The organism is Kribbella sp. NPDC003505 (assembly GCF_040610875.1).
Classification (GTDB): domain Bacteria; phylum Actinomycetota; class Actinomycetes; order Propionibacteriales; family Kribbellaceae; genus Kribbella.
In genome coordinates, this window is the sequence record NZ_JBEXNA010000010.1 from 268280 (window position 1) to 281045 (window position 12766).

Annotated in this window: 13 protein-coding genes and 1 riboswitch; of the genes, 6 read left to right on the top strand and 7 right to left on the bottom strand. The window is 70.4% G+C overall.

All coding sequences use genetic code 11. From position 1 onward, the window contains the following. The first annotated feature begins 76 nt into the window (after positions 1 to 76). Positions 77 to 925 (top strand): NAD(P)H-binding protein, encoded by an 849-nt coding sequence (locus ABZX12_RS31040; protein ID WP_355698955.1) that lies wholly within the window; start codon positions 77 to 79, stop codon positions 923 to 925. Positions 926 to 959: 34 nt separating this feature from the next. Continuing rightward, a complete protein-coding gene (gene rpe / locus ABZX12_RS31045; protein ID WP_355698957.1) occupies positions 960 to 1625 on the top strand; it encodes a ribulose-phosphate 3-epimerase in 666 nt (221 codons plus the stop codon). On the opposite strand, the gene ABZX12_RS31050 is transcribed toward rpe, so the two are convergent. Then, on the bottom strand, positions 1590 to 2801 hold the full coding sequence (locus tag ABZX12_RS31050; RefSeq protein ID WP_355698959.1) for an MFS transporter: 1212 nt from the start codon (positions 2799 to 2801) through the stop codon (positions 1590 to 1592). The genes rpe and ABZX12_RS31050 overlap by 36 nt on opposite strands. 77 nt (positions 2802 to 2878) lie before the next feature. Between ABZX12_RS31050 and ABZX12_RS31055 the strand changes: the two genes are divergently transcribed. After that, positions 2879 to 3670: an HAD-IIA family hydrolase gene (locus ABZX12_RS31055; RefSeq protein ID WP_355698961.1), complete on the top strand. Its 792-nt coding sequence runs from the start codon at positions 2879 to 2881 to the stop codon at positions 3668 to 3670. Here ABZX12_RS31055 and ABZX12_RS31060 read toward each other — a convergent pair. From ABZX12_RS31060 to ABZX12_RS31085, 6 genes are all read right to left on the bottom strand, one after another. Further along, complete coding sequence (locus tag ABZX12_RS31060) at positions 3667 to 4404, bottom strand: polysaccharide deacetylase family protein (RefSeq protein ID WP_355698963.1); 738 nt, start codon at positions 4402 to 4404, stop codon at positions 3667 to 3669. The genes ABZX12_RS31055 and ABZX12_RS31060 overlap by 4 nt on opposite strands. 175 nt (positions 4405 to 4579) lie before the next feature. Then, positions 4580 to 4705, bottom strand: a complete 126-nt coding sequence (locus tag ABZX12_RS31065; protein ID WP_355698965.1) for a hypothetical protein — start codon at positions 4703 to 4705, stop codon at positions 4580 to 4582. 87 nt (positions 4706 to 4792) lie between these two features. After that, positions 4793 to 5530, bottom strand: a complete 738-nt coding sequence (locus tag ABZX12_RS31070) for an amino acid ABC transporter ATP-binding protein (RefSeq protein ID WP_355698966.1) — start codon at positions 5528 to 5530, stop codon at positions 4793 to 4795. Beyond that, complete coding sequence (locus ABZX12_RS31075) at positions 5517 to 6281, bottom strand: amino acid ABC transporter permease (protein WP_355698968.1); 765 nt, start codon at positions 6279 to 6281, stop codon at positions 5517 to 5519. The genes ABZX12_RS31070 and ABZX12_RS31075 overlap by 14 nt, the downstream gene beginning before the upstream one ends. Beyond that, on the bottom strand, positions 6281 to 7135 hold the full coding sequence (locus ABZX12_RS31080) for an ABC transporter substrate-binding protein (RefSeq protein WP_355698970.1): 855 nt from the start codon (positions 7133 to 7135) through the stop codon (positions 6281 to 6283). The genes ABZX12_RS31075 and ABZX12_RS31080 overlap by 1 nt, the downstream gene beginning before the upstream one ends. A gap of 144 nt (positions 7136 to 7279) precedes the next feature. Continuing rightward, positions 7280 to 7888, bottom strand: coding sequence for a DNA-binding protein (locus ABZX12_RS31085; RefSeq protein WP_355698971.1), 609 nt, complete (start codon positions 7886 to 7888; stop codon positions 7280 to 7282). Positions 7889 to 7997: 109 nt separating this feature from the next. Between ABZX12_RS31085 and ABZX12_RS31090 the strand changes: the two genes are divergently transcribed. The 3 genes from ABZX12_RS31090 to ABZX12_RS31100 are packed head-to-tail and all read left to right on the top strand — an operon-like array spanning position 7998 to position 12465. Continuing rightward, positions 7998 to 9902 carry a VWA domain-containing protein gene (locus ABZX12_RS31090; RefSeq protein ID WP_355698973.1) on the top strand — a complete coding sequence of 635 codons (1905 nt, stop codon included), beginning with the start codon at positions 7998 to 8000 and terminating at the stop codon, positions 9900 to 9902. A 10-nt stretch (positions 9903 to 9912) separates the two neighbouring features. Beyond that, entirely contained in the window at positions 9913 to 11205 is a 1293-nt protein-coding gene (locus ABZX12_RS31095) for a protein kinase (RefSeq protein WP_355698974.1), read from the top strand. A gap of 48 nt (positions 11206 to 11253) precedes the next feature. After that, complete coding sequence (locus ABZX12_RS31100; RefSeq protein WP_355698976.1) at positions 11254 to 12465, top strand: MFS transporter; 1212 nt, start codon at positions 11254 to 11256, stop codon at positions 12463 to 12465. A gap of 57 nt (positions 12466 to 12522) precedes the next feature. After that, positions 12523 to 12656, top strand: a riboswitch (FMN riboswitch). The last annotated feature ends 110 nt before the right edge of the window (positions 12657 to 12766 follow it).

The window sequence follows — 12766 nt, forward strand, 5'->3', positions numbered from 1 at the left end:
CGCCAACCGTAGCGGTCCGCGCGTTCTGTTAACAGTGATAGCGTATATCCGTATCCACTGATAACAAGGAGTTCGAATGATCATCGTTACCGGAGCGACCGGGCGCCTCGGCCGTGCTGTGGTCGACCGCCTGACCGAACGCGTCCCGGCCGCTCAGCTCGGGGTGAGCGTGCGTGACCCGGACAAGGCCGCGGATCTCGCGGCTCAGGGCATCCGGGTCCGGCGTGGCGACTTCGACGATCCCGACTCGCTGGCGTACGCCTTCGAGGGCGCTCGTCAGGTGCTGGTCGTCTCGGGTCCGGCCGACCCGGCGCCGCATCGCGTCGCGATCGACACGGCCAAGACCGCCGGCGCCGAGCGCGTCCTGTACACCAGCCATCAGGCCGCGAACCCGGACTCGCTGTTCATCGCGACCCGTGGCCACGCCGCGACAGAGCAGGACCTGCTGAACTCCGGCGTTCCGTTCACGGCCCTGCGCAACGGCTTCTACGCGAGTACGCCGGTCTTCCTGGTGCGGTCCGCGCTGGAGACCGGCGAGCTGATCCTGCCGGAGGACGGGCCGTTCTCCTGGACCGCGCACCGGGACCTGGCCGACGCGGCCGCGATCGCCCTGACCGAACCGGGGCGCGTCGACGGCATCACGCCACCGCTGACCGGCCCGGAACTGTTCGACTACGCGGACGTCGCCGCGATCGCCTCGGACCTCCTCGGGCGGAAGATCACCCGGATCACGGTGCCGGACGAACAGTGGCGACAGGTCGCGCTCGGCCGCGGCCTGCCGGAGTTCCTCGTCGACCTGACCCTGGGCATCTTCGCGGCCGCGCGGCGTGGCGAGTTCGCGGTCGTCGATCCCGCCCTGCCCGCACTGATCGGTCGCCCCGCCACGACGCTGCGTGAGGTGCTCGCCGCCGAGCTCCCCACCTGACACTCACCGGTCGGCGGCTCGATAGATTGACGCCATGGGGATTCAGATCGCGCCGAGCATCCTGTCCGCCGACTTCGCGCGGCTGTCCGACGAGGCGGCCGCGGTGTCGAATGCCGACTGGCTGCACGTCGACGTCATGGACAACCACTTCGTGCCGAACCTGACCCTCGGAATGCCGGTGGTCGAATCGCTGGCCAAGGCGACCGACATGCCGCTCGACTGTCACCTGATGATCGAGGACCCGGACCGCTGGGCGCCCGGGTACGTCGAGGCGGGCGCGTCGAGCGTCACCTTCCACGTCGAGGCCTGCCGGGCGCCGATCCGGACCGCGCGGGAGATCCGCGCCAAGGGCGCCCGCGCCGCGATGGCGCTCCGGCCGGCCACCCCGATCGAGCCGTACGAGGACCTGCTGTCCGAGCTCGACATGATCCTGATCATGACCGTCGAGCCCGGCTTCGGCGGGCAGAAGTTCCTCGACGTCTGCGTACCGAAGATCCGCCGCACCCGGCAGTTGCTCGACAAGCACGGCCTCGACCTGTGGATCGAGATCGACGGCGGCGTCTCGGCCGAGACGATCGAGCGCTGCGCCGAGGCCGGCGCCGACGTGTTCGTGGCCGGCTCGGCCGTCTACGCCGCCGACGACCCGAACGCGATGGTCGAGCAGCTACGCGGTCTCGCCGAGCAGTCCGCCGGTCGCTAACTCAGGCTCCACCTCGGGCGGCACCCGCAGCAGCAACACGGTCGAGATCGCCGCGAGCACGGCGGCCAGCAGCCACACGTACCGCACGCCGAAGCCCTCGATCACCGCACCCGCCACCGCGGATCCGATCGCCGCACCGCCCATCGCCGCGCTGCCCATCCACCCGAACACCTCGGTCCGCGCCACGTCCGGCGTCAACGCGCCCAGCCGCTCGTACAGCGCGCCGATCGCCGGCGCCAGCGTCAGCCCCGACACCGCCAACGCGATCCCGAGCGTGACCGGCGCCGAGGTCGCGAAAACGCACAGCAGCATGCCCGCCCCGACCAGCGCGGCCCGCCGCCACAGGTACGACGTACGGCGGCCCGGCAGCGCGCCCGCGACGGCGCCGCCGACCAGGCTGCCGAACGCCCAGACGGCCTCGAAGATCCCGGCGATCAACCGCTGCCCGTGGTCGTCGGCGAACGCGACGATCGCCAGCGAGATCCCGTTGAACGACATGATCCACAGGCCGAACGCGAGGATCAGCGGCAACCGATGCCGATGCCACAGCAGTTGCCGCGCGGTCAACGGCACCGCGGCGTGATCGTCGTGGGGGAGCGGCCTGGGTTGTCGGAGCGCATACCACCAGATGAAGAGCGCGGACATCGCCGCCGCGAGCAGCACCCCGAGCCGCGGACTCGCCACGCTCACCGCAGTCGCGCCGAGCATCGGCCCGACCATGAACAGCAGCTCCTGCGCGGTCGCGTCCACGGCGTACGCCGTCCGCAGCGCCGGGCCCTGCACCACTCGAGGCCAAGCTGCCCGCAACGTCTGCATCACCGGCGGAACCAGGGCTCCGGCGATGATCGTGAGCACCGGGAGCAACCGGTACAGCCCGGCGGGCAGCAGTGCGATCGCGAGCAGCGCGACGCTCCACGACAGCCCGGTGATCAGCAGCACGCCGCGCGGGCCCCGGCGGTCGGCGGCCCGGGACCACAGCGGCCCGGCGATCGCCATACCGACCGAATACGCCCCCGCGACGACGCCTGCCCAGCGGAACGAACCGCTCGCGTCCTTGGCCAGGAACGCGACGGGCACCATCGTCGCCAGCACGGGCAGGCGGGCGAGCAGCGACGACAGCAGCAACGCGGTCACGCCGTGCGTCCGCCACAACTCTCGGTACCCGCCCAGGTTCATGCCCTCATCCTGAACGCCGCCACCGACACTTTCCGCCCCCGTCCCTGCGCCCCAGTCAGGCAAATTACGATGACGGGATGACCGACCCCAAACCGGTGGAGACCTGGCTCACCGACATGGACGGCGTCCTCGTGCACGAGGAGCGCGCCATCCCCGGAGCCAGTGACTTCATCGGAGCGCTGCAGGCGTCCGGCAAGAAGTTCCTGGTGCTCACCAACAATTCGATCTTCACCCCGCGCGACCTGCGCGCCCGCCTGCTTGCCGCGGGCATCGACATCCCTGAGACGTCGATCTGGACGAGCGCGCTCGCCACCGCGCAGTTCCTCGAAGACCAGCGTCCGCGCGGGACGGCGTACGTGATCGGTGAGGCCGGGCTGACCACGGCGCTGCACGAGATCGGGTACGTGCTGACCGACCGCGACCCGGACTACGTGGTCCTCGGCGAGACCAGGACGTACTCGTTCGAGGCGATCACCAGGGCGATCCGCCTGATCGCGGAGGGTGCGCGGTTCATCGCGACCAACCCGGACCCGACCGGCCCGTCGCAGGAGGGCCCGCTGCCGGCGACCGGCTCGGTGGCCGCGCTGATCACCCGGGCGACGGGCGTCGCGCCGTACTTCGTCGGCAAGCCGAACCCGTTGATGATGCGCAGTGCGCTGAACCGGATCGAGGGGCATTCCGAGACCACCGTGATGATCGGCGACCGGATGGACACCGACATCATCAGCGGTCTCGAGGCAGGCCTGCGCAGCGTGCTCGTGCTGTCCGGTTCGACCGGCGAGCACGAGGTCGAGCGCTTCCCGTACCGCCCGACCCGCGTGGTCCAGTCGATCGCCGACGTCGTACCGCTGGTGACGGCCCTGGCCTAACAGGTCAGCGTGCGGAACCCGTAGCCCTGCGCCTTGAGCGCCTTCAGGATCGCCGGCAGCGCGGCCAGGGTCTGGGTGCGGTTGCCGCCGCCGTCGTGCATCAGGATGACCGAGCCGTTCTGCACATTCTCGAGCACGTGCCGGACGATCGCCGGGGCGCCCGGCTTCGTCCAGTCCCGCGAGTCGACGGTCCACACCACGAGATCCTTGCCGAGAGCCTTGGCCTGTTGCCGGACGGCCGCGCTCACCCCGCCGTACGGCGGGCGCAGGCAGCCCGGCGTACTGCCGGTCTGGGCCTGGATCACCTGGTCCGTCGACGTGATCTGCTGCCGGAAGGCCGCCGTTCCGAGGTGCCGGAGATCGGCGTGCGTCCAGGTGTGGTTCTGCACGCTGTGGCCGGCGGCGTGGATCCGCTTGGTCAGCTCTGGATGCTTCCGGACGCTCTGGCCGACCTCGAAGAATGTCGCCTTGGCGTCGTACGTCGCGAGGATGTCGAGCACCTTCGGCGTGTACGCGAGGTCAGGACCGTCGTCGAACGTCAGGACGACGTACTTCGCCGGCAGTGGTGTCGCGGTCGGTGCGACCGGGGCCGCCGACGCGGGTGGAGTGGGCAGGGGCGACTGAGCCGATGGCTTGGCCGGGGACTTCGCCGCCGCGACGACCACCGTGCCGATCACCGCGCTCACCAGCATCATCATCGCCAGGCCGATGACCCTGTTCCCCGTGCGCGTCAAGCGAATGTCCATCTTCCCCCCAGGGCGGTGGGCGGCCACATCCTCACAATGACCTGACTGCATCTTTGGCCAACTGCCGCCGAAAACCAGCGCCCACGCCGCTTCCGCGTCAATTAATCACGCATAGCGGACGCTCAGGCGCACCACATCCGGTAGAAGACGTACCCGCGAGCCTTCAGGGTGCGCCGTCGTGCAGAAGGATCACCGACGAGCCTGGGCGCGACCAGTCGCGGGGATCGACGGTCCAGAGCCGGATCTTCTTGCCGAGCGCGGCCGCACGGCTGTAGACCCTGCTGTGCACGGCGCCGTACGGCGGGCGCAGGCAACGCGGTCACCACCGGGATATCGGCCGACCAGTCACCAAAGTCCCGTCGCCAGGGGTAGGTTCTCAGAGCACCTGCGACAGGAACTGACGGAGCCTCGGTGACTCGGCGGCACCGAAGATCTGCTCGGGTGCGCCGGATTCGACCACGATGCCGTGGTCCATGAAGGCGACCTGGTCCGCGACCTCGCGGGCGAAACCCATCTCGTGGGTGACCACGACCATCGTCATCCCGGTCTCGGCGAGGTCGGCCATCAGCGCCAGCACACCCTTGACCAGCTCGGGGTCGAGCGCCGAGGTGGCCTCGTCGAACAGCATCACCTCGGGCTCCATCGCCAACGCCCGCGCGATGGCGACCCGCTGCTGTTGGCCGCCCGACAGGTTCCCGGGCCGGGCGTCCGCCTTGCGCTCGAGGCCGACCAACTCGAGTTGCGCGCGGGCCGCGGCGCGAGCCGCCTCCACGTCGAGCTTCTTGAGCTTGCGCAGCGGCAGCGTGATGTTGTCGACCACGCTCTTGTGCGGGAACAGGTTGAAGTGCTGGAACACCATCCCGATCCGGCGCCGCAGGGCGTCGGGATCACCCCGCAGTACCGACTCGCCGCCTAGCATGACGTCGCCGGCGTCCGGTTCGAGCAGCCGATTGATCGCGCGCAGCAACGTCGACTTGCCGGACCCGGACGGGCCGATCACGCACGCGGTCTGCCCGGCCGGTACGGCGAGGTCGACGCCGCGCAGCACCTTGTTGCTGCCGAAGGCCAGCTCGACGCCGGACACCTCCAGGCTCGTGGCCTCAATGGTTCGCATGGGCGAGCTCCTCCAGCTTGACGTCCTCCGGCCCCGACGGTTCGGCGGGCCGGCCTTCGCGCAGCCGCTTGTCGAAGTGGTTCACCAGGTGCGTGAGCGGCACGGTGATCACCAGGTAGAAGATGCCTGCCAGCAGCAGCGGAGACAGGTTGCCGTTGGTCGCGGCCGCGTCCTGCCCGATCCGGAACAGCTCGCGCTGGCTCGCCAGCAGCCCGAGGAAGTAGACCAGGCTGGACTCCTTCACGAGCGCGATGAACTGGTTCACGAGCGCGGGCAGCACCCGCCGTACCCCTTGCGGGATGACGACCAGCCGCATGCCGCTGGTGTAGCTGAAGCCGAGCGCCCGGGCGGCCTCGAGTTGGCCTTTCTCCACGCTCTGGATGCCGGAGCGGAAGATCTCGCCGATGTACGCCGCGGCGATCAGCGAGAGCGCGAGGATGCCCAGCGGGTACGGGTTCGGGCCCCACCAGTGCCGGGTGATCGGCGACAGGCCCTGGCCGATCAGCAGGATGGTCAGGATCGCGGGCAGGCCGCGGAAGATGTCGGTGTAGATCTTCGCGGGCCAGCGCAGCCAGCGCTTCGTGGACAGGGCGAGGACCGCCACGACCATGCCGAGCAGGGTGCCCAGCACGACCGAGGCAGCCGCCAGGATGAGGGTGTTGACCAGTCCCACCTTCAGCATCTCGGGCAGAACCGCCTTCATCGACTCCCAGTCGAGGAAGGTGTCACTCAGGGTGGACCAGATGTCCATCAGGCTTTGGGAGCCGTGAACTTGACCGATCCGCTGCCCGGCTTGAAGTTCGCCGGTACGGCGCGGCCCGGATAGTACTGCTCGACGAGCTTGGTCCAGGTGCCGTCGGCGATGACCTCGTCGAGCGCCTTGTTCACGGCCTCGCGGAGCTTGTCGTTGTTCTTGGCGACGGCGAACGCCATCGGCGCGTCACTGAGCTCCTTCGCGGCCAGGATCACCGTGCCGCCGCCCTGCTCCTTGGCCATCTTCTCGCCGATCTCGGCCGGTGAGACCCAGGCGTCCGCCGTACCGGCCTTGAGCTGGCCGAGCGCGGCGTTGTAGTTCGGCACCCGGACCGGGTTCAGGTTCTTGCCGGTGGCGTAGTCGTCCTGGACGGTGCCCTGCACCACCACGACCCGCTTGCCGGTGAGCTGGTCGAACGACGTGATCCCGGAGTCCTTCGTGGTGTTCAACCCCAGGTAGCCGAAGTCGTACCCGTTGCTAAAAGCAACCGTCTTCTTGCGCGCCTCGGTGACCGTGATCGATGAGCTGCCGAGGTCGAACTGGCCGCCGTTCACCTGCGACAGCAGCGCGGAGAAGTCGGTCCCGACGAACTCGGGCTTCAGGTTCAGCTTCGCCGCCACCGCGGTGATCAGGTCGTTGTCGAAGCCGGTGAACTTCCCGTCCTTCACGTACACGTTCGGCGGCGCGTCGGTGAGCGTGCCGATCCGCAGCGTGCCCGCCGACATCAGGCCCAGATCCTGGCCGCCCGCCGCGGCGTCGTCCCCGTTGCTGCCACAGGCAACCATCGCGCTCGCCAAGGTGATGGCTCCGACCACTGCGACAACCCGCCGAAAAGCGCCGAACGCGCGCACAACTGTCTCCTCACAACGTCAACGAAGGCAGGGCGGCTCGCCGCTGCCGCAGCAAGCCAACACCAGCGCTACGACGCGCATTCCGTGTCGACGAAGGGTGAGACGGCGCCGAATGTCTACTCGGGTTGTGCTATATCAGAGCGATCAGCCGTGATGCTGGTCATAGTGCGCGAGCGCGTCCGCGGTCCGACCGGTGCCGTAGGCAAGTAACAGCTCGGCCACCCCGGGTGACACCGCGGCCGCCGCGGTGGCTGCCCGCTGGATCTCGTCGGCGGACGCGACCGCGCGGAAGAGATCCTGGATCTCTCTCACGACGGCGCGTGCGGACGGTGCTTGCGCGTCGGGTGGCCCGCCGGGAATCGTCAGCGGCCGCACGAACCTGGCCGGCGGATCGACGGGCGGGCCGGCCGCGGCCGATCGCTGGAGGTGGGCCGTCGTCGGCCGGGTGTAGGCGCTGGTGGCGGCGCGGATGCCGTCCAGCTCGTGCGCGATGTGCTCGGGCTCGATGCCGCCGGCCACCGCCAGGTCGGCGAGCTCGGAGACGGCCCGCAGCCGGGACACGACGGCCGGATTGCCGATCTTCACCCGCTGCGCGCTGACCAGCTGCGAGAGCATCGGCGCGGACAGCCCGATCACCTGGGCGAGCCCGCCCTGGGTCAGGCCGAGCGTCGCGGTGATCCGCCGGACCACCTCGCCGAGCGGCTCGCCGTACAACTCGACCTGCTGCTGCAGGTTCTGCGCCGTCTGCTCCATGCAAAGATCTTCGCATTTGCGAACCCGAATTTCCAGCCTGGAACCGACTTGACATTTGCGATAGCAAACTGCCAAGGTTTGCGGCAGCGAATCTCAGCGGAGGACAACGATGACGACTCACCAGGCTCACCGCCGCCCCGCGGTGTGGGCGCTCCTCGCCGTCACGCTCGCCGCCGTCCTGGGCGGTCTGACGGCGCCGACGGCACTGGCCGACCCGGCCCCGAGCGGTGGCAAGCTCGTGCTCGTGCTGGACTCGTCCGGCTCGATGGCGGAGCCCGCCGGTGACGGGCAGACCAAGATCGCGGCCGCGCGGACAGCGCTGACGAGTGTGGTGCGCAAGCTGCCGGACGGCGCCGAGGTCGGACTCCGTGTGTACGGCGCGACCGTGTTCAAGCGCACGCAGGCCGGCGCCTGCACCGACACCCAGCTCACCGTTCCGATCGGCACCGGCAACCGGCCGCAGCTGCAGGCAGCCATCGCCAAGTACAAGCCCTATGGCGAGACGCCGATCGCTTACGCGCTCCAGCAGGCCGCCACGGACGTCGGCCCGGTCGGCCAGCGCACGATCGTCCTCGTCTCCGACGGTGAGGCCACTTGTGCACCCGAGCCGTGTGCGGTCGCCCGGTCGATCGCCCAGCAGGGCATCGATGTGAAGATCGATGTCGTCGGGTTCCGGGTCGGCGGGAAGGCGCGCAGCCAGCTCCAGTGCGTGGCTCGCGAAGGGCGCGGCGACTACTACGACGCCGACTCGACCGTCGACCTGGAGGCGGGGCTTGACCGATTGTCCACCCGGGCGTTCCGGCCGTTCCGGCTGTCGGGCACGCCGGTGCGCGGGGCCGCGCAGCAGGAGGGGGCACCGGTGCTTGCCCCCGGCCACTACCTGGACACGTTCGGCACCGACCGGACCGCGAAGTACTACACGATCAAGCGGACGATGGCGAAGTCGACGCTGCGCGCGGGGATCAGCTTCCGCCGGCCGGTTCCCGGCGGCACCGTGATCGAGGCCGCGGTCAAGCTGAACACGCTGAGCGGTGAGGCGTGCGGCTGGAGCTATCCGCTGTCGTTCGAGGGCGAGCAGGGCATCGCCACCGGCTCGGCGTCGAGCTGGACCGGCGACTACCCGAAGGAGTGCGAGACCGACGAGCAGCTCGTGCTCACGGTCTCCGGCGGCAAGGACTACGCCCAACTGAAGTCCGCGCCGTACGAGCTGCGCGTCGACGAGGAGCCGGCCGTCGAGTCCACCGCGAACCTGCCGGCCGAGGCGGGTGACCCGACGTGGACACCGATGCCGGGTTCGACGCCGCGCGAGATCGTCCCGGGCTCGAGCTTCGCCGACGCGCCGCTGGTCGCCGCCGGTAGCTACAAGACCACGCTGATGCCCGGAGAAATCCAGCTGTACAAGGTGAAGGCGGACTGGGGCCAGCGGATCCAGGCACAGGTGTCCGTGCCGCAGCTCGGCGCGGCGACCGCGAAGGCAGTGGACGTGGGGCGGTATGTCGACCTCGACGTGATCTCGCCGACCGGTGAGGACGTGTACGCCGTGTTCGCGAAGCAGGTGCCCGGAGGGGCCGGCAAGCGCACGGTGCTCGACCCGAACGGCACGGTCAAGGCGATCACCACGAAGGAGATCCGGTACCTGAACCGCGACGGGGCGAACAACCAGGACACCGGGACCTCGCTGCCGGGGGAGTACTACGTCGCGGTGTCGATGACGCGGAAGACCGACGACACGGCCTTCACCGTTCCGATGACGCTGACCGTCGGCTTCGTCGGCACTCCAGGCACGGGCAAACCGACGTACGTGGACGGCGCGACGCCGGTCGCCGGCGAGTCCGTGACACCGAGCACCACGCCGTCCCAGGATCCGGGTCAGCCCAACCAGGCGAGCGGTCCGGTGCAGGGGCGCGTCGACGGCGACGCCGGTCCGCCGGTCGCGCTGGTGGCGGGCTTGGGCGGTGGGGGCCTGCTGCTCCTGATGGTCGGCGTGCTGCTGGTGGTCCGGCTGCGGCGGTAAGTTCTGGGCGGTGGAGGCGTTTGCGGGCCGGTATCGGCTGATCGACCTGATCGGGACGGGCGGGATGGGCTCGGTCTGGCGGGCATGGGATCTCCGCCGGGCGACCTTCGTCGCGGCGAAGGTTCTCGGCCAGCACGATGCGGCGACGCTGCTGCGATTCGTCCGGGAGCAGTCGCTGCGGATCGAGCATCCGCACGTGGTCGCTCCGCACGGGTGGGCCGCGGACGACGACCGGGTCGTGTTCGCGATGGACCTGGTGCGCGGCGGTTCGGTGGCGACCCTCCTCGGCGACCACGGCCCGCTGCCCCCGGCGTACGTAGCCGTCCTGCTGGATCAGCTGCTGCACGCGCTGTCCGCGGTCCATGCCGCCCGCGTCGTGCACCGGGACGTGAAACCGGCCAACCTGCTGCTCGACGTCACCGGGACGGGGCGGCCGCACCTGCGCCTGTCGGACTTCGGCGTCGCCGGTCTGCTCGACGAGCCCCGGATGACCCGCCACAGCACGGTCCTCGGGACGCCCGGCTACCTCGCACCCGAGCAGCTCACGGGTGCGGACCCCGACCCGCGCCAGGACCTGTACGCCGTCGGCGCCGTCGCCGTCGAACTCCTCACCGGCGAGCGCCCCGGCGCGACCGGCCCCCTCCCGGAGCTCGGCGGGCCCTTGGGCACCTTCATCAGCACCCTCACGGCGACCGACCCGTCCGACCGGCCCGCCTCCGCCGCCGCAGCCGGCCGCCTCCTCGCCGAAACCGGCACCCTCCCATCACCAGGCACCGATCCCTGGGCCCACACCCCCGACGCCCCAGAGGTCTTCGACCAACTCCCACCACTCCCACCCAACTGGGCCCCCACCCCACCACCCGACCAGCCAACCTCGGCCACCCGCACACCGGCAGGCCAGACCACACCGGCAGACCAGACCGCACCGGCCGGTCAGGCCATGCCGACCGGGCAGGCGGCGCCGGTTGGTCGGGGGACGCCGGTTGGGCCGGTCGGGCTGGTTGGGCCGTCCGCGCCGTCCTCGCCGTCCTCGCCGTCCTCGCGGGGTGTGCCGGTTGGGCAGGTTGCGCCGGTCGGGCAGGGCGCGCCGTCCGGCCAGAGTCCGGCGATTGGGCAGGTTGGGCCGACTGGACAGGCCGCGCCGTCCCTGCGGGGCATGCCGGTTGGGCAGGTCACGCTCGTTGGGCAGATTGCGCCGTCCGGGTCGTCCGGGCGGGGTCGGGTGTTGTGGGTGGTGGCTGTGGCTTGTTTGGCTGGGGGGATCGGGTTGTTGGGGACGGCCGGCTGGCTGCTCTTTCGCTGAGCGGTAATTCGCCGGACCTGGGGCGTGTGGCGTGGAAGACTTCTGGTGATGGATCCGTCAGTGGTCACCGCGCCGACGACGGGTCGGCTGCGGTTTCTGATCGCCGCGCTGGCGATCACGACGACCGTCGGGTACGGCGTGCTCACGTACGCGTTCAGCGCCCTCGTCGGCCCGATGAGCCACGAGCTGTCCATCTCCACCACCACCGCGGTCGGCGCCTCCACGATCGCCGTGCTGGTCAGCGGCCTCATCTCGATCCCCGTCGGTCGACGGCTGGACGTCCGGGGCGGGCGCGGTCTGATGACGTCCGGCTCGGCCCTGGCCGCGGCCGCCGTCCTCGGCTGGTCGCAGGTCCACAACACCGTTCAGCTGTACGCCGTCTTCGTCCTGATCGGCGTCGCCTGCGCGATGGTCCTCTATCCGCCCGCCTTCGCCGTCGTGGTCGCCGTCGCGGCCCCGACCGCCCGGACGAATTCGATCCTCACGATCACGATGGTCGGCGGACTGGCCAGCTCGATCTTCATCCCGCTCACCGGTTACCTCGCCCACAGCCTCGGCTGGCGCTCCGCCCTCGTCGTCCTGGCCGGCATTCTCGCCGTCACCACAGTCCCGCTGCACTACCTCGCCGTACCGCGGCAAGCGCCACGGCCGGCCACCATGCGGCACCCGAAGTCACCGGCCAGGGTCCTGCGCGATCCTGGGTTCTGGCTGCTCGGCGGCGCATTCGTCGTACACAGCGCGGCGCTGGCCGTGATCGCCGTCCACCTGGTCCTCTACCTCGTCAGTCTGGGCCACCCGCCGGCGCGGGCGGCGAGCCTGGCGGGGCTGCTCGGCCTGATGTCGGTGACCGGGCGGCTGGTGGCCAGCGTGTCCGCCCGGTGGTTGCCGATGGCGACGATCACGGCGCTGATCCTGGTCGTCCAGGGAGTCGCGGTCGCGCTGCTGCCCGTGGTCGGAGCGCACGTCGGCGGGGCGATCGGGTGCCTGGTGCTGTTCGGCCTCGGGTTCGGCGTGTCGTCGATCGCGACCCCGGCGATCCTGCTCGACCGGTACGGCGCGAGCGGCTTCGGCACCATCGCCGGGATGCTCGGCACCCCGACCACGATCGCGAAGGCGGTCGGGCCGCTCGTCGGCGCCGGGGTGGCCGGCGCGTTCGGGTACCGGCCGCTGATCCTCGCGGTGGCCGCCGGCTGCGTGCTGGCCGGTGCGGCGCTGGCCCTCACCCGCCGGCTGGTGCCGCCGGCGTCGACCAGGATGTGACCTGGGTCGTGGTGCGGGTTGCGGCAGAGGGCATACTTGAAGCACGAGTGAACCCACTCGCGTGCTCCGGGGTCGGTGTAATTCCGAGCCGGCGGTAACAGTCCGCGACCCGGTCGCTGCGGTACGGCGATCGGTTGACCTGGTGGAATTCCAGGACCGACGGTGAAAGTCCGGATGGGAGGCGCACGCGGTCGACGGGTGCGCTCTGGCGCCCGACGGCGCGGAGCGTGGGCTGTGACGGCCCACGCGACGCGGTTTCCGGTGGGCGGCGGAGCGGACGTGCCGGCCGGAGGCCCCGGAG

Excerpts from the sequence above, each read along its gene's own strand:
- ABZX12_RS31040 (WP_355698955.1), top strand. The coding sequence starts at position 77 with ATGATCATCGTTACCGGAGCGACCGGGCGCCTCGGCCGTGCTGTGGTC.
- rpe (WP_355698957.1), top strand. The coding sequence starts at position 960 with ATGGGGATTCAGATCGCGCCGAGCATCCTGTCCGCCGACTTCGCGCGG.
- ABZX12_RS31050 (WP_355698959.1), bottom strand. The coding sequence starts at position 2,801 with ATGAACCTGGGCGGGTACCGAGAGTTGTGGCGGACGCACGGCGTGACC.
- ABZX12_RS31055 (WP_355698961.1), top strand. The coding sequence starts at position 2,879 with ATGACCGACCCCAAACCGGTGGAGACCTGGCTCACCGACATGGACGGC.
- ABZX12_RS31070 (WP_355698966.1), bottom strand. The coding sequence starts at position 5,530 with ATGCGAACCATTGAGGCCACGAGCCTGGAGGTGTCCGGCGTCGAGCTG.
- ABZX12_RS31075 (WP_355698968.1), bottom strand. The coding sequence starts at position 6,281 with ATGGACATCTGGTCCACCCTGAGTGACACCTTCCTCGACTGGGAGTCG.
- ABZX12_RS31085 (WP_355698971.1), bottom strand. The coding sequence starts at position 7,888 with ATGGAGCAGACGGCGCAGAACCTGCAGCAGCAGGTCGAGTTGTACGGC.
- ABZX12_RS31090 (WP_355698973.1), top strand. The coding sequence starts at position 7,998 with ATGACGACTCACCAGGCTCACCGCCGCCCCGCGGTGTGGGCGCTCCTC.
- ABZX12_RS31100 (WP_355698976.1), top strand. The coding sequence starts at position 11,254 with ATGGATCCGTCAGTGGTCACCGCGCCGACGACGGGTCGGCTGCGGTTT.